The organism is Bradyrhizobium sp. MOS002 (assembly GCF_003020115.1).
Classification (GTDB): domain Bacteria; phylum Pseudomonadota; class Alphaproteobacteria; order Rhizobiales; family Xanthobacteraceae; genus Bradyrhizobium.
Window position 1 is genome coordinate 1 of the sequence record NZ_PYFX01000003.1, and the last position, 22,546, is coordinate 22,546.

General features: G+C 63.3%; 22 protein-coding genes. 18 read left to right on the forward strand and 4 right to left on the reverse strand.

Annotated elements, in window-relative coordinates; translation table 11 throughout:
* The 3 genes from C7G41_RS08830 to C7G41_RS08840 form a co-directional block, all read right to left on the reverse strand.
* On the reverse strand, window positions 1-325 hold a 325-nt coding region (locus C7G41_RS08830; protein ID WP_373681105.1), incomplete at its 3' end, for an outer membrane protein.
* Between the two features lie 263 nt (window positions 326-588).
* Complete coding sequence (locus C7G41_RS38205) at window positions 589-864, reverse strand: hypothetical protein (RefSeq protein WP_106942208.1); 276 nt, start codon at window positions 862-864, stop codon at window positions 589-591.
* 448 nt (window positions 865-1,312) lie between these two features.
* Window positions 1,313-1,747, reverse strand: coding sequence for a hypothetical protein (locus tag C7G41_RS08840; protein WP_245446482.1), 435 nt, complete (start codon window positions 1,745-1,747; stop codon window positions 1,313-1,315).
* A gap of 405 nt (window positions 1,748-2,152) precedes the next feature.
* On the opposite strand from C7G41_RS08840, the gene C7G41_RS08845 reads away from it, so the two are divergent.
* The 4 genes from C7G41_RS08845 to C7G41_RS08855 all read left to right on the forward strand — a co-directional run bounded on the left by C7G41_RS08845 (window position 2,153) and on the right by C7G41_RS08855 (window position 3,757).
* The gene (locus C7G41_RS08845; RefSeq protein WP_245446484.1) at window positions 2,153-2,584 is read left to right on the forward strand and encodes a hypothetical protein; all 432 of its coding nucleotides are present in this window, start codon (window positions 2,153-2,155) and stop codon (window positions 2,582-2,584) included.
* Between the two features lie 134 nt (window positions 2,585-2,718).
* Window positions 2,719-3,051 carry a hypothetical protein gene (locus C7G41_RS08850; protein ID WP_106942210.1) on the forward strand — a complete coding sequence of 111 codons (333 nt, stop codon included), beginning with the start codon at window positions 2,719-2,721 and terminating at the stop codon, window positions 3,049-3,051.
* A 91-nt stretch (window positions 3,052-3,142) separates the two neighbouring features.
* Entirely contained in the window at window positions 3,143-3,316 is a 174-nt protein-coding gene (locus C7G41_RS37705; protein ID WP_199198267.1) for a hypothetical protein, read from the forward strand.
* A 165-nt stretch (window positions 3,317-3,481) separates the two neighbouring features.
* Window positions 3,482-3,757: a hypothetical protein gene (locus tag C7G41_RS08855; RefSeq protein WP_106942211.1), complete on the forward strand. Its 276-nt coding sequence runs from the start codon at window positions 3,482-3,484 to the stop codon at window positions 3,755-3,757.
* Between the two features lie 145 nt (window positions 3,758-3,902).
* Here C7G41_RS08855 and C7G41_RS08860 read toward each other — a convergent pair whose 3' ends face one another.
* Complete coding sequence (locus C7G41_RS08860) at window positions 3,903-4,859, reverse strand: MurR/RpiR family transcriptional regulator (RefSeq protein WP_106942212.1); 957 nt, start codon at window positions 4,857-4,859, stop codon at window positions 3,903-3,905.
* A 241-nt stretch (window positions 4,860-5,100) separates the two neighbouring features.
* Between C7G41_RS08860 and C7G41_RS08865 the strand changes: the two genes are divergently transcribed.
* The 14 genes from C7G41_RS08865 (at window position 5,101) to C7G41_RS08930 (ending at window position 22,541) form a co-directional block, all read left to right on the forward strand.
* Window positions 5,101-6,642: an ABC transporter substrate-binding protein gene (locus C7G41_RS08865; protein WP_106942213.1), complete on the forward strand. Its 1,542-nt coding sequence runs from the start codon at window positions 5,101-5,103 to the stop codon at window positions 6,640-6,642.
* Between the two features lie 79 nt (window positions 6,643-6,721).
* Window positions 6,722-7,666: an ABC transporter permease gene (locus C7G41_RS08870; protein WP_106942214.1), complete on the forward strand. Its 945-nt coding sequence runs from the start codon at window positions 6,722-6,724 to the stop codon at window positions 7,664-7,666.
* A complete protein-coding gene (locus C7G41_RS08875; protein WP_106942215.1) occupies window positions 7,663-8,523 on the forward strand; it encodes an ABC transporter permease in 861 nt (286 codons plus the stop codon). The genes C7G41_RS08870 and C7G41_RS08875 overlap by 4 nt, the downstream gene beginning before the upstream one ends.
* A gap of 3 nt (window positions 8,524-8,526) precedes the next feature.
* Window positions 8,527-9,501: an ABC transporter ATP-binding protein gene (locus C7G41_RS08880; RefSeq protein WP_106942216.1), complete on the forward strand. Its 975-nt coding sequence runs from the start codon at window positions 8,527-8,529 to the stop codon at window positions 9,499-9,501.
* The gene (locus tag C7G41_RS08885; protein ID WP_106942217.1) at window positions 9,498-10,463 is read left to right on the forward strand and encodes an ABC transporter ATP-binding protein; all 966 of its coding nucleotides are present in this window, start codon (window positions 9,498-9,500) and stop codon (window positions 10,461-10,463) included. Before C7G41_RS08880 ends, C7G41_RS08885 begins: the two co-directional genes overlap by 4 nt.
* Before the next feature lie 340 nt (window positions 10,464-10,803).
* Window positions 10,804-12,054 (forward strand): ABC transporter substrate-binding protein, encoded by a 1,251-nt coding sequence (locus C7G41_RS08890; protein ID WP_106942218.1) that lies wholly within the window; start codon window positions 10,804-10,806, stop codon window positions 12,052-12,054.
* Window positions 12,055-12,184: 130 nt separating this feature from the next.
* Window positions 12,185-13,012, forward strand: a complete 828-nt coding sequence (locus tag C7G41_RS08895; RefSeq protein WP_106942219.1) for an AraC family transcriptional regulator — start codon at window positions 12,185-12,187, stop codon at window positions 13,010-13,012.
* A gap of 201 nt (window positions 13,013-13,213) precedes the next feature.
* Window positions 13,214-14,224 (forward strand): branched-chain amino acid ABC transporter permease, encoded by a 1,011-nt coding sequence (locus C7G41_RS08900; RefSeq protein ID WP_106942220.1) that lies wholly within the window; start codon window positions 13,214-13,216, stop codon window positions 14,222-14,224.
* A 1-nt stretch (window position 14,225) separates the two neighbouring features.
* The gene (locus C7G41_RS08905) at window positions 14,226-15,347 is read left to right on the forward strand and encodes a branched-chain amino acid ABC transporter permease (protein WP_106942221.1); all 1,122 of its coding nucleotides are present in this window, start codon (window positions 14,226-14,228) and stop codon (window positions 15,345-15,347) included.
* The gene (locus C7G41_RS08910; RefSeq protein ID WP_106942222.1) at window positions 15,340-16,122 is read left to right on the forward strand and encodes an ABC transporter ATP-binding protein; all 783 of its coding nucleotides are present in this window, start codon (window positions 15,340-15,342) and stop codon (window positions 16,120-16,122) included. The genes C7G41_RS08905 and C7G41_RS08910 overlap by 8 nt, the downstream gene beginning before the upstream one ends.
* A complete protein-coding gene (locus C7G41_RS08915) occupies window positions 16,115-18,328 on the forward strand; it encodes an ABC transporter permease (protein WP_106942223.1) in 2,214 nt (737 codons plus the stop codon). The genes C7G41_RS08910 and C7G41_RS08915 overlap by 8 nt, the downstream gene beginning before the upstream one ends.
* Before the next feature lie 3 nt (window positions 18,329-18,331).
* Window positions 18,332-19,165, forward strand: coding sequence for a phosphoenolpyruvate hydrolase family protein (locus tag C7G41_RS08920; RefSeq protein WP_106942224.1), 834 nt, complete (start codon window positions 18,332-18,334; stop codon window positions 19,163-19,165).
* A 25-nt stretch (window positions 19,166-19,190) separates the two neighbouring features.
* Complete coding sequence (locus C7G41_RS08925) at window positions 19,191-22,094, forward strand: flotillin family protein (RefSeq protein WP_106942225.1); 2,904 nt, start codon at window positions 19,191-19,193, stop codon at window positions 22,092-22,094.
* A gap of 9 nt (window positions 22,095-22,103) precedes the next feature.
* On the forward strand, window positions 22,104-22,541 hold the full coding sequence (locus tag C7G41_RS08930; RefSeq protein WP_106942226.1) for an SRPBCC family protein: 438 nt from the start codon (window positions 22,104-22,106) through the stop codon (window positions 22,539-22,541).
* The last annotated feature ends 5 nt before the right edge of the window (window positions 22,542-22,546 follow it).

Consider the following 22,546-nt stretch of genomic DNA (forward strand, 5'->3'; position numbering starts at 1 on the left):
TGCTGAGATCCGCCCAATCACCCTGCGCTTCCAGACCAAACACCCACTGGCTGGATTGCCAGCGATAACCGAGCTGGCCACCAATGACGCCACCGGACCGATCGCGGCAGCCGGAAGCGAAGGCGACGCCAGCCGCGTCAAGGAAATCCACGCAGTTGTGGTTCTGCGCCCAGCCACCATTGCCACCGATATAGAACCCCGTCCAATTGTAGATTGGAATGATCGGTGCCGGAGGCGGCGCCTTCACGGCCATATCGGCAGCCATGGCGGGTCCTATGGCCAACGCCACCAGGCCAATTGTTGTCAGCAGAAGTCTTTTCATCATGCTCTCTCCTTGCCGGCCGCTTTTTGATTGCTCGAACGGCGGCTTGTTGCACTGCAATCATCCCCCAACTTCCAGCTGAAACTCTACGGGCGAGGACACAAACTCCACGTGCCATAATGGCAACACTCAAGACATTTCGAACCAGGCTTCGGTTTGCCTCGCCCGCGGAGTCGAACGACCGGCGCCAGTATCCGAAATGACCAAGAGGCAGCCGCGCACTCCGAGTCGCCCCGTCATCGGCATCAATCGTCATGATGGACCGCTTATTTCTCCGGGTCGCGCTTGGCATCGTGGCCGGCAACCTCGTCGCCTCGGCCTTGCTCGATCCAGGAGGAAATGCCGCTCGAGGGAATCAGCCGTCGCGGCAAAAAGGGATTGAGCGTGCCTGCGAACACGATCAATCCCTCATTGAATTTCTCTCGCGCGAAGGTCCGTGCCTCGGCTTCGCTTTCAAATGTACGCGTTTCCCGGGGACTTCGCCGCTTCGGCAAGGTCCCTCGCTTTTGCACCTCGAACGTGACGTACCAGGTCTGCGGCATCCGCCAGCTTTCGGATCGCGATCAAGCGGACATCTGTAGGCGAACAATGACGGGCGAGATTATGTCGGCGTTCTAGTTGCGCCGCTCTTCACGGCGCTCCGTGCGCCCTGTACGCCTTTCCTGGCGGCGTTCAGTCCGGCCCGTGCGCCGTTCCTGACGCCGCTCGTGGCGGGCTCCGCGCCTCTCCTGGCGTCGCTCCATGCCGATCGTCTGCGCGGGCGCCTGTGTTCCAAACAGGAACGTGCCGGATGCCGCCAGTCCGAGAGCAGCGGCCCATCCCAGCAACGAAAGAGCCTCACGGCGATCGACTCGTTCCGACCTTAACGTTGCACTCATGTCAGTTACTCCCGATCTTGAGGACGTTTGATTAGGTAAAGCCTCGACGTGCATTCGTTGACTAGTATCAACGGCGGGCGCCTCACTCCGAAGATGCGACCATCGGAGACGCTCACCAAACCTGGTTGCCAAACCAGCCGTACTGCGGCGGCCGCGCGACGAGCCGGATATTTTTTTCGATGTGCCTCCTCACAATTTTGTTTGGACGTTGCGGCTTCGCATCAACCTTTGCCGACGAACGCGCTGGCGGTCGTTCAGCATCGGGTGCTCCAAGCCGAGCAAGCGCCTCCCTGACGCGCGTCTGCGGGAAGTCGGCGCCCGGCGGGGCGCCGTGCTCGACCTCGGCGACGTCGGCCGCCACGATCGTGGGCCGGCTAGTGTCGAGAACGACCCGCTCGGGCAATTTCCAATCGGAATAGATGCGGATGGTGGCAGAGCGCGCAGCTTCACCGTGTATGGCAGGCCGATCCGGCACCAGGGCGTCCGCAACGAAGAGCATCGCGAGCAACGTACCGCCGACATAGAACAGATATCGTGAGATGGGCATTGTCGGCGCCATTGCCGCCGCAGATCTTCGTCTGGCAAGCAACGGGCCACGGCGGCAGAATTGGCGAAGCAACGCAACCTGCATGGGCATGGCTGCCTAAATCGAGCCGCCGTTGCTTCCGCCGCGGCGCGCCCCTGGTGAAGCACTTGCTGAGGCACGGGCGGCGCTTCGAGAGTAAGCACACACACGCTGCAGCAGGCTAATGTTCACCGCGTCCGAACGCGGCTTCGCTTGAGCCAGATCAACGAATTGAATTATCGCAACACGGCCTCGCGTAGTGTCGCACGGCCTGGTCAGTGTCAGTGACATGCCCCTTGGTACAATGGCCGGAAGGGCAATTGCAGAGATGTGGAACGCAAAGCAAAATTCTCACCGCGTACATCGAGCTTCTGGCAGGGAGGGCCGATGATGAGCCAATTCGAGCTGAGTTCGCGCGCGGCACTTTGCCGGCAGCTTGCAAGCCAGGATCCGGCGAACCAAACGGTCTGGATGGCCGAGGCAAGAAGCTGGTCACGGCTGGCCGCCGAGATGCTTCCTGAAGAGCACCGATTGAAAGGCGGCATCACCGCCCGGTTATTCTTCGCCTTCAACAAATTGGTCGCGGCGCAACACGAGCCTACACCAACCGGCAGAAATGATGAAGAGCAGATCCAAACGCGTCATGCCGTCTCGGAGCTTGTCACCGACGGCCTGACGCATTCAAGCGAGAAGCGTTCGCACGAGTGCACACCTGGCTCAAGTGTGGAGAGAGCCGGTGCACCACCTGACAGCATGCTTTCCGATGCGGCCCGGCGGGCTGCACTCGACGTCAAAGCGTCGTCATCCAGATTCCCTTAACTCGATCCGAAGTTGACCCGGTAAAATCGAAGACGAAGCAGACGCGATTTGTTGAATCCCTTGATCTAGAGCAAGCCACCGGCCCGGTGCTGCGTTGGTGTTACGATGTTGAAGTTCATTTTTGGAGAAGGTCCATGAAGTCAACGAGCGCAAGGAAGATTGCCGCTGCCGTCGCCGTCCTCGTGTGCGGCACGACGTTGTCCATCGGCTGGAGCGACCAAGGCCGAATTTCGCTGCAGGTCGACAAGGCGCAAGCAGCGACGCGATTGTACGTCACCCCCTATTATCGCGGTCACTACTACACGAATGAGGGTCTGCCCTGGTACGCGGTGCGAGCCTATTATTTCGGCGGACCGTGGAGCTACGGCTACAGCGGCTGGACCGACTATGCGGCGCGCAACGGCATCGGTTGCGTCCCAGGCTCGTTGGTGAAGGGCGGCGATGGCATCATGTACGTGTGCCAATAGCGCTTCATGATGACGCGACGGGCGGCGCCCATTAAGCCGCCCGTCGCGCTGATCTGCGCTCAGGAGATCGACGGCTGAGGGGGAAGATACCATGACCTATGTTCTGGTCGTCATCAGCTGGCTCGGCGTCGCGAATGGCGCTGTCATATCGACACAAGAATTTTCAAGCGCAGAGCGTTGCGAAGCAGCCCGGTCGGCGCTGATGGAATACGCGAAGGCGCGCAGCAGCGACGAGACACTGAGGCCGCTCTGCATGCAGAAGTAAAAAAGAGGCGAAAAGGGTGGCGCATGTACCCGAACCCGACTGAATCGTTCTGATGGTTGCCTTCGCTTACCAGCTTACGATTTCGACGGTTCCTTGATCCTGATCAATGGTCCGAGCGCCAGCCCATGGAGCCATCCAAACTCACTCTCACAGGCGGAGACCATCATGAAGCGTGGTTTGGTCACAAAACTATCACTCGCAGTTGCCGTGGTCGCCCTCGGAGTGTCCGGCTCGATGGACTGGTCGGTCGACGAAGGCCTTTCGCTCTCGCCCGGCCGGGCTGAAGCACGGGTCGGGCGGCCCTTGACACCCGTATCAGTCGCCGGCGTAGCACGGCGCACCACCAGGCGCGCGGTCGTCGGCGGCGCGGCAGTTGGTGCAGCCGCTGTCGGCACGGGGTGTGTCCGCGTTCTGGTCAATGGCAGCTACGTCTGCCGCTGATAGCCGTCGTTACCCGCACTGAACACCGCATCCTGCCGGAAAATTTTTCTGCGGGATGTGCGGTTCAGGTTTCGAAGCGCGATTGACGTTGCCACATGCGAGCGGCATGCACCGACCAAATCCTCACTGGGCCACTGTAGATTTTTCAGTCCCCCAGCGGCCCCTTGGCATCCCCGTCGCTCCCCTTCAGCAACTCGTATTTGATCCGCCGCATACGTGCCTGGGCTTCGAGCGGCTTGCAATAGGCCGTTGACGCTGCGAGCAGGTCGATGGTGGCGAGAAATGCATAGCGCGACGCCGTCGGCTTGAGCGCGTCGGGCGCTTCGGGCACATGCACGCCAAGCGCAATATCGGCGATTGAGGCCAGCCTGCTTTGCGGCCTGGTAATTGCGACGATCAAGGCGCCGTACTGCTTGGCGATACTGGCTGCCTCGATCACTTCGTTCGCTGCACCGGTGGTCGAGATGGCAATGACAACGTCATCCCGCCCGAAGGTCGCGGCGATCATGCGCATCAGGCTCGGATCGGAGGCATGCGAGACGGCGATCCCAAGACGAAAGAACCGGTTCTGAACTTCCGCCGCCGCAAGAGTGGAACCGCCCCCCACCCCGAACGCTGCAAGCTTCGAACAGCGGGAGATGGCTTCGGCAGCCCTCTCGATGTCCTCCTTGCGAAGTCCCTCCTCGGCCGCGGCAATTGCACGACGAATTTCCTGAAACACCGACCGCCAGAGCGCGGGGCGCGCCAGATCGGTCCCGACATGCGGGGGAAGCTCAACGTAAATCCGCCCGACCGCCATTGCTTGAGCCAGCCTCACCTTGAGGTCGCGGACGCCCCGGCAACCGACGGAGCGGCTGAACCGGGTGACCGTCGGCTCGCTGACGCGCGCCCTACGAGCGAGCTCGGAATTGCTGGCGTGAACAGCAAACTCCATATCGGCCAGCAGCACCGTGGCAACGCGCTGCTCCGACGGGCTGAGGCTTGGAGCGCTCTGCCTGATGAGGGAGATGATGTCGCCGGCCACGACATTGTCGTCGCCCGGCGGCTTCGAGATCGCTGCACCAACGGCTCTCGCCGGTTGATTTCGCTTTGCACGCGCCATTGCCCGCCCTTCCCCAGGTCAGATCAACCTACGCCCTTGGCAAGAAGCTGCCGTAAGAAACCTTCAGCATGGACCAAACCTATATCGGTATACCCCATCACGAATAGCATTTTCCGCTTGATAATCGCCGAATTGTGTATGTAACTTTCAAACAAGCAAAAGCGTGCCGTCAGACCGAACAGCTGAAAGGCACATCCCCTGCACCGGGAAGCAGGCGGTTCAACAAGGCGGGAGGGCGATCATGAGATACGGTCCAAGTGTCTTGATGCGTGGCGTCGTGGGGCTGGTTACCGCGTCATTCTTGCTTGCGCAGGCCAATGCCGCCACCCTGCTGCGCGAAGCCACCATCGGAGAACCGCCGCCGCTCGATGTCATGCTGACGACAGCCGACGTCGCATCGGTCATCGGCCGTCACATCTTCGAGACCCTGTATGCGCTGGACTCGACCTATACGCCGCGTCCGATGCTTGCCGAGAGCGATGGCACGGAAGACGGCGGTCGGACCATCGTCATCAAGCTCCGCGAAGGTGTCCTCTTCCACAACGGCAAGGAGATGACCGCCAAGGACGTGGTCGCCTCGATGACGCGATGGGGCAGTTTCGGCGCGCGCGGCAAGCTCCTGATGGCGGCGGCAACCTCGGTCGAGGCGACGGGAAAGTATGAAGTCACGCTGAAATTGTCCGCGCCGAACGGCGCCTGGAAGGCTCTCATTGCGGACGTCAATGGCGGTCTTGCGATCTATCCGGAAGACATAGCCGCCAAAGCGGGGAACCGGCCGATCGAGCAAAAGGACTATATCGGCACCGGGCCTTACAAGTTCGTGGAGTGGCGGCCGAACCGCTATGTCGAGGTGGAGAGGTTCGACGGCTACAAGCCGGTGAAGGAAAAGGGTGACGGTTTCGCCGGCGCCCGCGTCGCCGGCTTCGACAAGATCCGGTTCATTCCAGTGCCCGACGTCGGCACGCGCGTGAGCGGCGTGCAGGCGGGCGACTACGACTACGCGGAAATGATCTCCGGTGATCTGTACGAGTCCCTGAGCAAGGATTCATCGGTTCAGGTGCAGCGTACCAACGCGCCGATCTTCGGCCTTTTCTTCATGAACTCGAAGCAGGGAATCCTGAAGGACAATTACAAGCTCCGTCGCGCCATCCAGACCGCGCTGGACAAGTCGCAGGCGCTGCGCGTCGCCTTCGGTCCCAAGGACCTGTGGAATGCCGAGGGATCGATCTTTCCCAACGGAACGCCCTGGTACTCGACGGACGGCGCCTCCAATTACAGTGCGCACGATCCGAAGAAGGCAAAGGAACTCGCAAAGGAGGCGGACTACACCGGGACGCCGATCCGCCTGCTGGTCTCGACGAACTACCAGGCACACTATGACGAAGCCTCGGTCTTCACCCGCCAGCTGGCCGATGCCGGGATCAATGTTCAGATGATGGTCGTCGATTGGGCTACCCTTCTGAAGATGCGCGGCCAGCCGGAGCAATGGGACATCTTTGTCACCCACCATTCCTTCGCGCCCGATCCGTTGCTGCTCACGTTCCTGAATGCGAGCTATCCCGGCTGGTGGGACAGCCCCGAGATCGGCTCGCTTCGGGCTGAGTTGATCAACACGACCGATCCAGCCGCGCGAAAGTCGACCTGGGGCAAGATCCAGTCGCTGATCTATGAGCAGGTACCGGTGATGAAAGTAGGCGATGCCTACACCTATGACATTGCTTCTCCCAAGCTCAAGGGGCTCAACCCAAACGGCCCCGTGTTCTGGAATGTGTCCACGAAATAAGGACAGGCAATGAGGCCGCGAGGACTGTCGAGCGCCGGCGCCGGCGCGCATCGTTGCCGCTGATCAGGCGCTCAATCACATGTGGTCTTACGCATTCAAGCGCGCGGGAACGACGGCGGTGACGCTACTGGCAGCGTCCATCATCATCTTCGCGTTTATCCACATCGTGCCGGGTGACCCGATCTATGTTCTGCTCGGTGACACCGCGACTCCCGACCAGATCGACGCTTTGCGACACCAACTCGGTCTCGACCAACCGATTATCCTGCAATATCTCACTTGGGCCGGCCATGTGCTCGAGGGCGACCTAGGGCGGTCGATCTTCTTCCAGGCGCCCGTGCTGTCGGTGATTGCCGATGGCGCCGAGACCAGCACCTTGCTCGCCACCATGACGATGATCTGGGTTGCGGTCATCGGGGTTCCGATCGGCATGATTGCGGCGGTCCGGCACGGCACTTGGCTCGACCAGGGATTGTCCGGTGCGGCGATGCTGATGGCCTCGATACCCACGTTCTGGGTCGGGCTCTATCTGATCCTGATCTTTGCCGCGTGGCTCGGCTGGTTTCCGAGCTCCGGTTATCCGTCGATCTTCGAAGGCGGTGTCGTCAATCTCCGCTATCTCGTCCTCCCCAGCCTGGCGCTTGCGGCTCCGAATGCCGCTTTGATCCTGCGGCTGACGCGCGCCAGTATGCTCGACGTCTCCCGAGAGGACTATGTACGCACGGCGCGTGCAAAGGGAATCCGGCCGTGGCAGGTCGTGCGCCGCCATATCTGGCGCAATGCACTGCTGGCGGTCGTCTCGGCATTCGGCTTCACCTTCGCCGCGCTGCTGTCCGAAGCGGTGGTGACCGAAACCGTGTTTGCCCTGCCTGGCATCGGCCGCCTCGTCGTTCAGTCGATCCTTCGCCGAGACTACCCTGTGATCCAGGGCGTCATACTGGTCATCGTGGTGGTTTATCTCCTGATCAATCTGATTGTCGATCTGAGCTATCGTCTGCTCGATCCGCGGGTTGAACTCCAATGAGCAGCAACAGCGCGACCTTGTGGCTCAGGCCGTTCCTCGCCCGCCCGGTCGCGTTGGCCGGGCTCGGGGTTCTTCTGGCGACCGTGCTCGCCGCGATCTTCGCACCCTGGCTGTCGCCTTACGATCCGTACGCCATCGATCCCCTGATCCGCCTGACGCCGCCGAACGTGACCCACTGGTTCGGCACCGACCAGTTCGGCCGGGACACCCTGTCGCGCACCATTCATTCTGCACGCATGGCACTTCTGATCGGCTCGGGCGTGGTCGTCTTCGCTCTCGCGACAGGCGTTCCGGCCGGCGTACTTTCCGCTCTGTTCCCGCGGCTGGGTCACCTGCTGATGCGCATGGTCGACGTGCTGATGGCCTTCCCGACTCTGCTTCTCGCACTTGGCCTGATTGTCATCTTGAGCCCGAGTGTGGCCACCGTCATTCTGGCCATCGGGATCGGCTACATGACAACGACGACCCGCATCGTCTACGGACTGACACTGCGCTTGCGCGCGGAAACCTATGTCGAGGCGTCCCGCAGCATGGGCGCCGGAGCGGCATGGCTCATCAGTCGGCACATCTTGCCGAACCTGGTCTCACCACTTCTCGTGCAGGCCAGCTTCGTCTTCGCCTTCGCGCAGCTCGGCGCGGCTTCGCTCGATTTCCTGGGCCTCGGCGCCCCGCCGGACATTCCGAGCTGGGGAAATATGCTGGCGGAATCGCGGACCTTCATCACGCGCGCGCCGTGGCTGCTCTTCTTCCCGGGCATGATGATCGTGGCGACGGCATTTTCTCTGAACCTGGTCGGAGATGCATTGCGAGATCGACTCGATCCGCGGTTGCGTCAAGTCTTTGGTGAGAAGGGTTAGGCCGTGCTGAGCGTTCGCGACCTTACGGTGTCAGTGGGGCCGGAAACCGCGCCGGTCGACATCGTCGCGGGCGTGTCCTTCGGCTTGGCCAAGGGCGAGATCCTCGGTCTCGTCGGCGAGTCCGGTTGCGGAAAGAGCATGACCTCGCTTGCAGTCATGGGATTGCTGCCGCAGCCCGGTCCCCGGGTTCGGGCCGGGCGGGTCCTGCTGGAGGGCTGCGACGTAACGCAGTTGCAGCCCTGGCAACGTGTCGAAGCCGGCCACGGCCGCATGGCAATGATCTTTCAGGAGCCGATGACCTCACTTAACCCGGTTCGTCGGATCGGCGATCAGATCGCCGAAGCCGTGCGCGTGCATGAGGGGATTTCGGGCGCGGCGGCGCTCGTCCGCGCGCGCGAACTGCTCGAGCTGGTGCGTCTGCCCGACCCCAAGATGCAGCTGTCCGCGTATCCGCATCAGTTGTCCGGCGGCCAACGCCAGCGGGTCATGATCGCGATTGCGCTGGCCTGCAGGCCACAGGTGCTGGTCGCCGATGAGCCGACCACCGCGCTGGATGTCACCATACAGGTTCAGATTCTCGGGCTCTTGCGCGAACTCTGCAATCGGCTGGATATGGCGATATTGTTCATCACCCATGACATGGGTGTCATTGCGCAGCTCGCCGATCGCGTGGCTGTCATGTACGCCGGCCGGATCGTGGAAACCGCAGCGGTCGATGAGCTGTTCGGGAAGCCGCGTCACCATTACACCCGTGGACTGATGGATTGCATGCCGTCGCGAAATTCCGGCGCGCGCCGGCTGCCAACCATTTCTGGTCAGCCGCCGCTGCCAGGTTCGGTCGCTGCTGGCTGCGTCTTTGCCTTGCGTTGCGCCGCGGTGCGCGATGAGTGCCGCGTGGCGACCCCGCCTCGCCTGGAGGCCTCCCAAGGGCACGAAGTGCTCTGCGCATTTCCGCTGGCCGGCGGGGAGCTGCCATGAGCGGCAATGTCATCCTCGACGTCCGGGACATGATGGTCTCGTTCAGTGCCAGGCGAGCCGGTCGGAAATACCGGGTGCAGGCGGTGGATGGTGTATCGCTGTCGCTGGCCGAAGGCGAGGTCCTCGGGATCGTCGGCGAGTCCGGCTGCGGCAAGACCACGCTGGGCCGAACCCTCGTCGGGCTGGTCCAGCCCGACAGCGGCAACATCAATTTGAAGGGAACCGAAATGATCGGAGCCGGCGGCTCCGGCCTCCGCGAGATGCGTCTGAGCGTCCGGATGGTTTTTCAGGATCCCAATGCATCGCTCAACCCGCGGCGCGCCATTGGAGATTCGGTGGCGGAGGCGGCCGACATCAGCGGCTTCTTCAAGAGCCGCGCCGGGCGCAGCGCGGCCATAGCTGCCACCTTGACGGCCGTCGGGTTGAACCCGTCTTTCGCCGCTCGTTATCCCTACGAGCTGAGCGGCGGGCAACGGCAACGGGTCGGAATCGCGCGCGCCATTCTTCCCACGCCGTCCATCATCGTCGCCGACGAGCCGGTCTCGGCCCTCGACGTTTCCGTGCAGGCGCAAGTGCTCAATCTGATGATGGATCTGCGTGACCAATTAAGACTGTCGATGCTCTTCATCTCGCACGACCTTGGCGTGATCGGACAGATCAGCAGCCGCGTTGCTGTCATGTATATGGGCCGGATCGTGGAGCAGGCCGGGACGCGGACGGTCCTCGATCATCCGCTCCATCCCTATACGCGCGCGTTGGTGGCAGCAATTCCGAAGCCGGATCCATCGAAACGGATCCTGGGCGCGATCGAAATGGGTGAACCGCCAAGTCTCTTCACGCGACCGCGCGGCTGTGCATATGCGCCCCGCTGTCCAATGGCCAGCGATCGCTGTCTCGTCGATGCGCCACAACTTCGATCTGCCGGTGCGGACGGTAGGACAATCGCCTGCCACAACGTATAACCAGCGAGTGCCGCGCGCAGCAAAATGACGCAACGCTACAATTGATTTCTGTTCTATTCGAGCGATCCTATTCGCGCTGCGGAAGTCCGCGACCGCCATGCGGCACGCAGGTGCAAATTCGGCAAGCCTGACGCCTATTGCACCGCGATGTTAATCGCGACGCAGCATTCAAAATGAGACTGCCCGTTAAGCCGCGCACGGCTCCGGCACGTGCGCTGCATCGAAGTTCGGTTAGCTTCCACTTCAAGAACCGTTGGCCTTGCCCGAACGCCGCACCGCGCGACGGACGCGCCAAGGCGCGGTGAAAAAACAGCGACAAGAACGTCCAGGGAGGAGAGCAATGTTGAAAGGCAGTCTAGGACTGATCGCGTTGAGCAGCCTGTTACTTTCGGGCACCGCCTTCGCACAGGAGAAGATCAAGGTCGGCGTCACCGCGACGCTCGAAGGCACCTACACCGTGCTCGGCGAGGACGGTATCCGCGGCTTCCAGACGGCCCTCAACGTGCTTGGCAAGAAGGTCGGCGACAAGGAACTCGAATTTGTCATCGCCTCGACCGACGCGACGCCGGACTCCGCCGTGCGAGCCGTGCGCAAACTGATCGAGCAGGACAAGGTGCAAATCCTGCTGTCGCCGCTGTCCGGAGACGAAGGCATCGCGGTCAAAAATTTTGCTAAGACTCATCCCGAACTGACCTTCATCAATGCCGCCTCCGGCGCCCAGGAAACGACCTATGTCGATCCCGCTCCGAACTTTTTCCGCTACAACATGGATGGCGCGCAGTGGCAGGTGGGCCTCGGCAAATACGCCTATGACGAAAAGAAGTATCGCAAGATCGCGACCGTCGGCGAAGACTATTCTTTCATCTATACGCAGGTATTCGGCCTCGTGCTCGAGTTCTGCGGTGCCGGCGGACAGGTCACTAACCGGCAATGGGTGCCGCTCGGCACCAAGGACTTTGCCTCGGTTATCGCCGCATTGCCCGATGACGTCGACGCGATCTATCTCGGCCTCGGCGGCGCCGACGCCGTCAACTTCCTGAACCAGTACCAGCAGGCCGGCGGCAAGGCGCATCTGATGGGCGGCTCGATCATGATCGACCAGACCATCCTGTCGTCCAAGGGAAACGCCAAGAATGCGCTGATCGGCACGCTGGCCGCGAGCGGTCAGGCAGATACCTGGGAGAACCCGAGTTGGCAGAAGTTCGTGAAGGACTATCAGGACGCCTTCCCGCCCAACAAGCGCTTCCCGAGCCCATCGCTGCTCGCCACCAACTATTACGGCTCGACCATGGCGCTGATCCTGGCGCTGCGTCAGGTCAACGGAGATCTCTCCAACAACCAGGCCAAGTACAAGGAAGCCCTCGCCAAGATCGAGATCGACGCACCCAACGGCAAGATCAAGCTGGACTCCAACCGCCAGGCGATCGGCACCAACTTCGTCACCGAGGTCGTCGACGACGGCAAGGGCGCGCTCTTTTCAAAGGTCGTGAAGGTGATCCCGGACGTCAACCAAACGCTGGGCTACGATCCCGCAGTGTTCGCCAAAATCGGTTTGCCAAGCCGCACAGTACCGGAATGTAAGAAATACTGACCTAGTCTCGTTCGCCAGCGATGGCTGACCGGGGAGAGATTTGCAAGGCGCGGACATCGTGCGCCCTTGCATTCTCTCCCCGGTTGTTGAACGCTACCAAAAAATGGCAAAAAGTCTTGGGAGGAAAGGCATGAGCCGGGCGCTCGCCGTCTTCCACGGCCGCTTTGGCCGGGCGACGGTCTATCAGTTGAACCGCCCTTTCAACATCCACGCACATCGCGAGGGTCATTTGATCTTCCATGTCGGTGGGCGTTCCGCATGCATCGATGTCAGCGACGGACGTTACGAGCTCACCGAAGGCTCCGTCGTCGCGGTCAATCCGTGGGAGCCGCATAATTTCCTGCCGTCCGATCTCGAAGGCGGCGCCGTTTTCTTCGTGCTTTACGTCAATCCGGAGTGGTTCGCGCCCGACGCGCCCGGTGCCGACCGCCTGCGCTTCGGCCGTACCCAGTTCACGCGGTCGGTTGCGCTGGACAAGCATATCAGGCACGCAGCCGCCCTGGTGTGCGGCGCACCGTCGCTCAACAGCCTCGATGGCGAGCTGAGAGGTCTGATCGACATCTGTTACGACGAAAGCTGGCAACAGGCCGCGACCGCGCGCGATCCGCGTGCAAACGGTTCCGTCACGGATTTTCGCGTGCGCAAGTGCATCAAGATGATGTCGGAGAGCCCCGGCGCCGAGATCGAGCTCGACACCATCGCGCGCGAATCCGGCCTGTCGCGGCCGCATTTCTACCGGCTGTTCCGCACCCAGACAGGCGTCACGCCACACCTCTATCTCAACACGCTGATGATGGAGCAGGCGCTGGAGGCGCTGGTGGCGAGCGAAGCGCCGATCGCCGATATCGGCTTCGATCTCGGTTTCTCGTCGCAGAGCGGATTCACCCGCTTCTTCGCCGCCAATGTCGGCATGGCGCCGACCGATTATCGCCGCGCGGCCAAGGTTTTGCGGGCCTGAACCGCACGCGAAAAGATACTCACGATCAAGCGCCTCCCCTACAGCCGCATTAGGATGCGTCAAACGCGGTCCCAAAAAGAGGATCGCGCACGATAGGGAGCGCATGTTCATGGCAGGGCTTGCGGCCGGCAACGGTCTGCGTGCCCCTCCGCCCCGCTTGCGGGGTAGAAGATGGGGTGACGTGAAGACGGAGCGGCGATCATGAGCCGCTTTGTCGAACGCCATCCCGCCTGGGCACTGATCGTCGTCATCGCGATCGCGGTAGCGCTCTGGCTGATTTTCGCAGTGTGGCCGCAGGGCCTTGAAGATGCGGTCGGCCGCAAGCGGGTCTTCCTCAACGCTCTCTTCAACGGCATCACGCTCGGCGGTCTCTATTTCCTGGTCGCCAGCGGTTTTACCCTGATCTTCGGCCTGATGCGCAACGTCAACCTCGCACACGGTTCGCTCTATTTGTTCGGCGGCTATGTCGGCTACGCCATCAGCGCCGCGACCGGCTCATGGGTCCTCAGCTTCGTCGTCGCTTTCATCCTGACGGCACTGGTCGGCGTCCTGCTCCAAGTCATCGTCTTCCGCCGCATGGAAGGCCAGGACCTGCGCCAGACCATGGTGACGATCGGGTTGTCAATCGTGTTCGCCGATTTGATGCTGTGGGCCTGCGGCGGCGATTTCTATCAGGTCCAGACCCCGAACTGGCTGATCGGGCCTGTGGAGCTGCCGCTGGTCACCGCGGTCAAATCCTCAGGCGAGCCGGTCTATCTCCGCTATCCCCTGGTCCGACTCGTGATCTTCGCCGCCTCCGTCGTGATCGGCGTGGCGATGTGGCTGGCGCTCAACCGCACGCGCATCGGCATGATCATCCGCGCCGGCGTCGACGATCGCGACATGCTGGCTGCGACCGGGGTGCGGATACAACTCGTTTTCGTGGTGGTGTTTGCGCTCGGCGCGGGCCTCGCCGGCGTCGCCGGCGTCGTCGGCGGAACGTTCCAGTCGCTCTCTCCCGGCGAGGATATCCGCTTCCTGCTCGCCTCCCTCGTCGTCGTGATCGTCGGTGGCATGGGCTCGATCCCAGGGGCTGCGCTGGGCGCGCTCATCATCGGCCTCGCCGAGCAACTCGGCTCGGTCTACATCCCGACCTACGCCATCGTCGTGACCTTCCTGATCATGGTTCTGGTGCTGGCAATTCGGCCGCAGGGCCTGTTGGCGAGGCGCTGACATGTCCCTCGCTCACGACGCCCGGGTCACGGTTCGTCCTACCGCTGCGGTGCAGCGCTCCAGATTGCGCGGATGGCCGGAGATCGACAATCCGGCGGCCTGGGCCGTCGCGGCCATTCTCCTGATCATGCCGCTGATCGCCAACGGCTTCTTCCTGATCGAGATCTTTGCGACCACGCTGATCCTCGGACTCATGGCACTGAGTCTGATGTTTCTTGCCGGCTATGGCGGCATGGTCAGCCTGATGCAGCTCACCATCGCGGGCTTCTCCGCCTATATGGTCGCGGTGTTTGGGGTCAGCGGCAACGCCAATATCAGCCTGGGCTGGCCGTGGTGGCTTGCGGTCCCGATGGCGCTAGCGCTCGCAACCATCTTCGGCACGCTCGGCGGCGCGCTGGCGGTGCGCACCGAGGGCATCTACACCATCATGATCACGCTCGCGATCGGCGCGGCGTTCTATTATTTCACCAACCAGAACTGGGCGATCTTCAACGGCCATACCGGGATTAATACCGTTGCCACGCCGAATTTCTGGGGCGTCAACTGGCGCGCCGACATACCCTTCTACTATATCGTCCTCGCGGTAGCCGCACTGTGTTACTTCGCCGTCGACTACATCTCCCGCGCGCCGTTCGGCCTCGCGCTGCAAGGCGTACGTGACAATCCCCGCCGCATGGCGGCGCTCGGCTTCAACGTCAATGCGCATCGCGTCGCGGCCTACGCCTTCGCGTCCTTCGTCGCGGCGCTGGCAGGCGTGCTCCAGGTCTGGAATTACCGGCAGATTTCGCCGGGCTCCGTGAGCGTTGGAGCCTGCATCGATATCCTCATCATCGCAGTCGTCGGCGGCATCACGCGCCCCGTCGGACCCTTTATCGGCGCACTGATCTTCGTGCTGCTGCGCACCTTTGCACTCGACTTCCTGGTCAAGCTGGGGCTCGACGGCAACCGCTTTCGGCTCCTGATCGGCCTCGGCTTCCTCGCCATCGTGTTTTGGTCCTCGGACGGCGTCATCGGGCTATGGCAGAGCTGGCGGCGCCGCCAACGCTCCGGCGCGGGAAGTTCAAGCGGACGACGAGACCGGGAATCTGGCCAAAGATCTAGCCAAGGATCCCGCCATGGATAGCGTCGCGCAACGCCTCTCTGTCGTGGGCGCCGGCGCGGCGTTGGAGCTGCGCGGCGTGACCCGTCTGTTCGGCGCGCTCGCGGCACTCACCGACGTCACCATTACCGTCCGCCCCGGCGAACGGCGCGCCGTGCTTGGCTCCAACGGCGCTGGCAAAACCACGCTGTTCAACTGCATCACCGGCGACTTCCCGCCTTCTTCCGGCACCATCCGCTTCTTCGGCGAGGACGTCACGCACTTCCCGCCCTATGAGCGCATCCGGCGTGGCCTGCGCCGGACTTACCAGATCTCCGCGCTGTTTCCGGGCCTCACCGTCCAGGACAATGTCTACCTCGCCTGCCGTGGCGTCTCACGGGGGCGCTTCTCGTTTCTCCGCCCCGGTCAGAACGATGCGTTGATGCACGCGGCCGAAAATCTCGTGCAGGCGGTCCATCTCACAGCCGTGAAGGACCAGCGCGTTGCCGAGCTCGCGCATGGCCAGCAGCGCCAGCTCGAGATCGCACTTGCGCTTGCCGGCGCGCCGCGATTCGTTCTGTTCGATGAACCGGCCGCGGGACTGTCGCCGACCGAGCGTGCCGAGCTGATCGAGATATTGACCTCCCTGCCCGCGCATATCGGCTACATCATCATCGAGCACGACATGGACGTGGCCCTGCGCGTCGTCGAGAGAGTCACGATGATGCACAACGGGCGGATCTTCAAGGAAGGCCGTCCGCAGGAGATCGAGTCCGATCCCGAAGTGCAGGAGCTTTACCTCGGAGGCGGCCATGAATGAGGTCCGCCGTACCGCCGCCGCGCTCGAAGTCCGCGGCCTCGACGTCTATTATGGCCATTCGCACGCGCTGCAGGGTGTCGATCTGACACTCGAGGCCGGCGTGTTCTCGGTCGTCGGCCGCAACGGCATGGGCAAGACTACGCTGTGCAAGGCCATCATGGGGCTGGTGCCGGTCAGCGGCGGCTCGATCCGCATCCGCGGCGATGACATCACCCGGCAGCCGCCCGCCCACATAGCCCGACTCGGCGTCGGCTACGTTCCGCAGGGACGGCGGCTGTGGCGTTCACTCAGCGTCGACGAACATCTGCAGCTTGCCGCCGGCTTGCGCCGCGGCGCCTGGACGGTCGAGCGCATCTACAAGACGTTTCCGCGGTTGGCCGAGCGCAAGGATCACGGCGGCGGCCAGCTCTCCGGCGGCGAACAACAGATGCTCGCGATCTCCCGCGCGTTGCTCACCAACCCGCGGCTCCTGATCATGGACGAGCCCACCGAAGGGCTCGCGCCCGTCATCGTGGCCCAGGTCGAGGAGATGCTGCTGCGACTTGGCGAGGACGGCGACATGTCCGTGCTCGTGATCGAGCAGAATATCGGCGTGGCGACGGCCGTGTCGCGCAACGTCGCGATCATGGTCAACGGTCGCGTTAACCGCATCATCGATTCGGTACGGCTTGCCGCCGATCGCGAACTGCAGCAGCGCCTGCTTGGTGTCGGAATGCACGCCGGACTCGAGCTCGACCTCGACGTGCCGTCGGCGGAGGCGGAAGCGAAGCCTTCTCCGCCGCAGAGCCGTTCAGGCGGAGCGATCCGCATCTATATGTCCAACCCGACGCCGCCGACACGATGGTCGCAACCGGTGCCGATCGCCCGCATCGAGGCCGCGGCCCGCACGTTCTCGGCCCAGGTGATGCGTCTCGACGAGACGGCACGGCGCAGCCGCGAGCCGGTCGCGGCGCAAACGCAGGGCTCTCCGGTTGTGCTCGTCGTCGGTACGCTCGACACCAAGGGCACGGAGCTCCGTTTCATCCGCGACATCATCGCCGGGACCGGCCTGCGAACGCGTTTGGTCGATGTCTCCACCAGCGGCAGGCACGCGGCCAGCGATGTCTCCGCGCAGGAGATCGCCTTGAACCATGGTCGCGGCGGATCGGCGGTGTTCGGACCCGACCGCGGCGCCGCCGTCACCGCGATGGCCGAGGCCTTCGCCAGCTGGCTGCGGCGGCAGAGCAATGTTGCCGGCGTGATTTCGGCGGGCGGCTCGGGCGCAGCGTCGCTGGTCGCGCCCGGTATGCGGGCCCTTCCTGTCGGGGTGCCGAAGCTCATCGTCTCGTCCGTCGCCTCCGGCGACGTCGGGCCCTATGTCGGCCCCGCGGACATCACCATGATGCATTCGGTTGCCGACGTGCAGGGCCTCAACTCGATCTCGCGCGCCGTGCTGGCCAACGGCGCCAACGCGCTGGCCGGCATGGTCAAGGCGCGCCTTGATCAGCATGCACGAAAGGATCGCGACGACGGCGGATTGCCGTCGGTCGGCATCACCATGTTCGGTGTCACCACGCCGGCGGTGCAGAAGATCGCGGCCGACTTGCGCGAGGATTTCGAGTGTCTCGTTTTCCACGCCACCGGCGTTGGAGGACGCTCAATGGAGAAGCTCGTCGATTCCGGGCAGCTCGCAGGCGTCATCGACCTCACGACCACGGAGGTCGGCGATCTCCTGATGGGCGGCGTGTTCCCGGCCAACGACGACCGCTTTGGCGCCATCATCCGCAGCCGGGTGCCTTATGTCGGCTCGGTAGGCGCGCTGGACATGGTGAATTTCGGCGCCCCCGAGACCATCCCGGAGCGCTACCGCGGCAGGAAATTCCACGTCCACAACCCGCAGGTCACCTTGATGCGGACGACGGCAGAGGAGAACGAGCGCATCGGGCACTGGGTCTCCGATCGGCTCAATCGGATGGACGGCCCGGTGCGCCTCTTCCTGCCCGAGGGCGGCGTCTCCGCGCTCGACGCGCGAGGGCAGCCGTTCTGGGATCCGGACGCCGATGCGGCGCTGTTCGGTACGCTGGAGCGCAATGTGCGGCAGACCACCAACCGTCAGCTCATCCGCGTTCCCAAGAACATCAATGACCCCGAGTTCGCCTCCACCATTGTCAGCGCGTTCCGAACATTGTTCGGCCGCAACGGGGCGCGCCGGAGACTTGCGAGGTGACCAATGGCCCGGTTTGAACGCGCTGCACTGTTAAAGCGCTTCCGCGACATGGCGAGGCGCGGCGAGCCCATTGTAGGTGGCGGCGCCGGCACCGGCCTTTCGGCCAAATGCGAGGAGGCCGGCGGTGTCGATCTCATCGTCATCTACAATTCCGGCCGCTACCGCATGGCCGGCCGGGGCTCGTTGGCAGGATTGATGGCTTACGGTGACGCCAACGCCATCGTGCTGGAGATGGCCGGCGAAGTGCTGCCCGTCGTCACCAGGACGCCAGTGCTCGCTGGCGTCAATGGCACGGATCCGTTCCGCGACATGGATCTCTTCCTGGACCAATTGAAAGCGCTCGGCTTCGCCGGCGTGCAGAACTTTCCGACCGTCGGCCTTATCGACGGTGTGTTCCGCGCCAACCTCGAAGAGACCGGCATGTCCTATGCGCTCGAAATCGACATGATCGCAAAGGCGCGCGAGAAGGATCTGCTGACGACGCCCTATGTCTTTAGCGAGAAGGAAGCCGCCGCGATGGCGATCGCGGGCGCGGATATCATCGTCTGTCATCTGGGCCTGACGACCGGGGGCACCATCGGCGCGCAGACCGCCCTCAAGCTGACGGATTGCCCGGCGCATATCGACACCTGGGCCTCCGCCGCGCTCGGCGTCAATCCGGACATTCTGGTGCTCGCTCATGGCGGACCGATTTCCGATCCGGACGATGCCGATTTCATCATGAGGAACACGCGCCACTGCCACGGCTTCTACGGCGCCTCCTCGATGGAGCGACTGCCGGTCGAGCGGGCGCTGACGGATCAAGTGCGCAAATTCAAGGCGATCGGCGCGCGATAACGCCGAAAGGTCGAGGGAGAGAAACATGTCAGGGACTCTGGTCGGTGAATTGATCCTCTGGCTGATCGTCGCCATCGTGGTGATCGTGGTCGGCGTCTACATCGTGAATTGGCTCTATCACCGCTCGTCCAAGGAGACCTCATTCGTCCGGACCGGCCTGCTCGGCGAACGCGTCGTGATCAACGGCGGCGCCTTCGTGCTGCCGTTCATCCACGACTACACGCCAGTCAACATGAACGTGCAGCCGATGGGCATCGTACGCTCCCGGCAAGACGCCGTGATCACCCGCGACCGCATGCGCGTCGACATCGAAGCCGATTTCTATGTCCGCGTCCAGGCGACCCGCGAAGCCGTGTCTATCGCGGCCGCCACGCTCGGCCGCCGCACCATGGAGCCCGAACAGCTCCACGCCCTCCTCGCCGGCAAATTCATCTCAGCCATTCGTTCCGTTGCCTCGGAGATGACCCTCGAGCAGATGCACGAGCAGCGCGGAGAGTACGTCGCCCGCCTCAAGGCGAACGCGGCAGAGGCGCTTGCCCAGAACGGACTCGAGCTGGAATCAGTCGCGATCACCGATCTCGATCAGACCGATCTCGAATTCTTCAATCCCTCGAACCGCTTCGACGCCGAAGGCCTCACCCGCCTGATGGAGGACATCGAGGCCAAGCGCAAGCTGCGCAACGACATCGAGCAGGATTCGATGATCAAAATCCGCTCCCGCAATTTGGAGGCCGAGCGGCAGGCGCTTGAGATCGAGCGAGAAAGTGAGACAGCGCGCCTCGACCAGGAGCGTGACATCGAGATGCGCCGCGCCCTGCAGCGCACCGAGGTCGCACGTGAGCGGGCCCTGCGCGAGACCGAAGCCGAGCAGGCGCAGATTTCCGCCCGCGAGACCATCGAGAAGGCACGAATCGCCAACGACCAGGCGATCGCCGAAGCCCGCATCGCCTCGGAGCGTGAGACCCGTCAGCGGGAGATCGAGCGCACCCGCACCATCGAGGAGAAGGAACTGTTGGCACGGGAGGAGATCGAGAAGACCCGGATCGCCAACCAGCGCTCGATCGATACCAACCGAATCGCCTCCGAGCGCGAGGTGCGCCAGCGCGAAATCGAGCGAATGCAGACCATCGAGGAAGCAGAGATCGCCGCCCGCGAGGCGATCGAGAAAGCGCGTATTCAGCAAGACCGCGTCGTGACCGACGCCCGCATCGCCAACGAAGAGGAGACCCGGCGCAGGGAGATCGACCGGACCCGCGCTGTGGACGAAGCCGAGATCGCTGCCCGCGAGACGACCGAAAAGGCCCGCATCGCCCAGACCATGATTGTCAATGTTGAGCGCATCGCATCCGACGAGCGCACCCGCGCGCTGGAGATCCAGCAGGTGCGTAACATCCAGGAAGCCGAGATCGAGGCGCAGCGCGCGGTCGAGGCGGCGCGCATCGCCCGCGAGCACAGGCTCGCCGTCGAGCGCATCGCGGTCGACCAGAATACCCGGCAGTTGGAGATCGAGCGCAACCAGACGCTGGAAGTCGCAGAAGTCACGGCGCGCGAAGCCACGGAAGCTGCCCGCATCACCCAGCAAGAACGCGTTCGATCCCTGGAAATCGCCCGCAACCGCGCCGTCGAGGAAGCCGACATTGCCTCACGCGAAGCCATCGAAGCCGCCCGGATCGCGCAGGAGAAGTCCGTTGCAGCCGAGCGTATCCAGGCCGAGCGTGATACGCGCGCGCTCGAGATCGAGCGCACAGCCGTGCTCGAAGCCGCTGAGTTGAACCGGCGCGACACCATCGAGCGCCAGCGCATCGGCGTCGATCTCGCGCTCGAAGCCGAGCGCATCACGTCCTCCAGGAAGCGCGAGGTACTCAATATCGAGCACAAGAAGGCGATCGAGATCGCGGATGAGGACCGCGTCATCGCGCTCTCGGCCAAGAAGTCCGAGCGCATAGACGCCGACCGCCAGGTCAGGCAGGCCGAGATTGTCGCACGCAAGGAGGTCGAGACCACGGACGTCTCGCGCGAGCAAGCGCTGGAGACGGCGCGGATCGAACGCCGACGTTCGATCGAACAACTCGAAGTCGCCCGTGTCCAGTCGCTCCAGGAAGCCGAGATTGCCGCGCGCGAAGAGGTCGACCGCGCCCGCATTGCCTCCGATCGCGGCCTCGACGAGGCGCGCATCGGCCGCGAGCGCGAGCTGCGCAAGCTTGAAATCAATCGCGAGAAGGAGGTCGAGACCGTTCTGATGGAGAAGGCGATTGCCATTCACCTGAAGTCGTTGGAGGAATCCGCGGCCAAGGCCTCGGCCGAGGAAGCGCGGGTGCATGCCACTGAAGCCACCGAGCGCGTCATTACCGCGCGCGAGAGCGAGATCGCGAAGCGCCGGAAGACCGTGGAGATCCTGATCGCCGAGAAGCAGGCCGAGGAGACGCGAATTGCCGCGGAAGCCGAACGTATCCGCGCAGCGGTCGAGGCCGAGGCGCAGCGTATGCTCAACGAGGCTGAGAACGTGCTGACGGACCAGGCGCGCTACTCGCTGTTCCGGAGAAAGCTGCTCGACCGCATCGAGGGCATCGTCCGTGAGAGCGTCAAGCCGATGGAGAAGATCGAGGGCATCCGCATCCTTCAGGTGGATGGCCTCAACGGCAACGGCCATAGCGGCAATGGCGGCCGCAGCGCCACCGACGAGGTGATCGACTCAGCACTGCGCTACCGCGTCCAGGCGCCGCTGATCGACTCGCTTCTGGCGGACATCGGCGTCGAAGGCGGCAGCCTCGCCAAGATGCCGGGCCTGATCCGGGAAGCCCGCGACATGCAGGGCATCAAGGAGTCCGCACGCAAAAGCGGCGGTGGCGGCGAGAAGCCGGCTGCTGCGCCCTCGCCTTCAGCCGACGGCGAGCCGCCCGCCGAGCGCAGCCCCCGGAAGAAGGGCTGAGGTCGCACCATGGCCCGCGTCTACGTCTCAACCGTCGTCAACGCGCGCAACGATCGCGTCTGGGCGCGGGTACGCGACTTCAACGGTCTGCCGAACTGGCATCCCGCGATTGCGGAAAGCCGCATCGAGGGCGGCGAGCCCTCCGACAAGATCGGCTGCGTCAGGGATTTTCGCCTGCGCAACGGCGATCGCATCCGGGAGAAGCTGCTCGGCCTGTCCGATTACGACATGTTCTGCACCTACTCGATCCTCGAATCCCCGATGGGGGTCGAGGACTACGTCGCGACGCTTCGGCTGACGCCGGTCACGGATGGCGACCAGACTTTCATGGAATGGACCGCCGAGTTCGACTGCGCACCCGAGCGGGAGGCGGAGCTCGTCGCAAGTATCGGCGGCGGCGTGTTCCAGGGTGGCTTCGACGCCCTCAAACGCCAGTTCGGAGGCTGAGCGCC

Excerpts from the sequence above, each read along its gene's own strand:
- C7G41_RS08865 (WP_106942213.1), top strand. The coding sequence starts at position 5,101 with ATGAGATACGGTCCAAGTGTCTTGATGCGTGGCGTCGTGGGGCTGGTT.
- C7G41_RS08855 (WP_106942211.1), top strand. The coding sequence starts at position 3,482 with ATGAAGCGTGGTTTGGTCACAAAACTATCACTCGCAGTTGCCGTGGTC.
- C7G41_RS08925 (WP_106942225.1), top strand. The coding sequence starts at position 19,191 with ATGTCAGGGACTCTGGTCGGTGAATTGATCCTCTGGCTGATCGTCGCC.
- C7G41_RS08930 (WP_106942226.1), top strand. The coding sequence starts at position 22,104 with ATGGCCCGCGTCTACGTCTCAACCGTCGTCAACGCGCGCAACGATCGC.
- C7G41_RS37705 (WP_199198267.1), top strand. The coding sequence starts at position 3,143 with ATGACCTATGTTCTGGTCGTCATCAGCTGGCTCGGCGTCGCGAATGGC.
- C7G41_RS08895 (WP_106942219.1), top strand. The coding sequence starts at position 12,185 with ATGAGCCGGGCGCTCGCCGTCTTCCACGGCCGCTTTGGCCGGGCGACG.
- C7G41_RS08850 (WP_106942210.1), top strand. The coding sequence starts at position 2,719 with ATGAAGTCAACGAGCGCAAGGAAGATTGCCGCTGCCGTCGCCGTCCTC.
- C7G41_RS08890 (WP_106942218.1), top strand. The coding sequence starts at position 10,804 with ATGTTGAAAGGCAGTCTAGGACTGATCGCGTTGAGCAGCCTGTTACTT.
- C7G41_RS08915 (WP_106942223.1), top strand. The coding sequence starts at position 16,115 with ATGAATGAGGTCCGCCGTACCGCCGCCGCGCTCGAAGTCCGCGGCCTC.
- C7G41_RS08845 (WP_245446484.1), top strand. The coding sequence starts at position 2,153 with ATGATGAGCCAATTCGAGCTGAGTTCGCGCGCGGCACTTTGCCGGCAG.
- C7G41_RS38205 (WP_106942208.1), bottom strand. The coding sequence starts at position 864 with ATGCCGCAGACCTGGTACGTCACGTTCGAGGTGCAAAAGCGAGGGACC.
- C7G41_RS08910 (WP_106942222.1), top strand. The coding sequence starts at position 15,340 with ATGGATAGCGTCGCGCAACGCCTCTCTGTCGTGGGCGCCGGCGCGGCG.
- C7G41_RS08860 (WP_106942212.1), bottom strand. The coding sequence starts at position 4,859 with ATGGCGCGTGCAAAGCGAAATCAACCGGCGAGAGCCGTTGGTGCAGCG.
- C7G41_RS08885 (WP_106942217.1), top strand. The coding sequence starts at position 9,498 with ATGAGCGGCAATGTCATCCTCGACGTCCGGGACATGATGGTCTCGTTC.
- C7G41_RS08920 (WP_106942224.1), top strand. The coding sequence starts at position 18,332 with ATGGCCCGGTTTGAACGCGCTGCACTGTTAAAGCGCTTCCGCGACATG.
- C7G41_RS08905 (WP_106942221.1), top strand. The coding sequence starts at position 14,226 with ATGTCCCTCGCTCACGACGCCCGGGTCACGGTTCGTCCTACCGCTGCG.
- C7G41_RS08840 (WP_245446482.1), bottom strand. The coding sequence starts at position 1,747 with ATGCCCATCTCACGATATCTGTTCTATGTCGGCGGTACGTTGCTCGCG.
- C7G41_RS08875 (WP_106942215.1), top strand. The coding sequence starts at position 7,663 with ATGAGCAGCAACAGCGCGACCTTGTGGCTCAGGCCGTTCCTCGCCCGC.
- C7G41_RS08900 (WP_106942220.1), top strand. The coding sequence starts at position 13,214 with ATGAGCCGCTTTGTCGAACGCCATCCCGCCTGGGCACTGATCGTCGTC.
- C7G41_RS08870 (WP_106942214.1), top strand. The coding sequence starts at position 6,722 with ATGTGGTCTTACGCATTCAAGCGCGCGGGAACGACGGCGGTGACGCTA.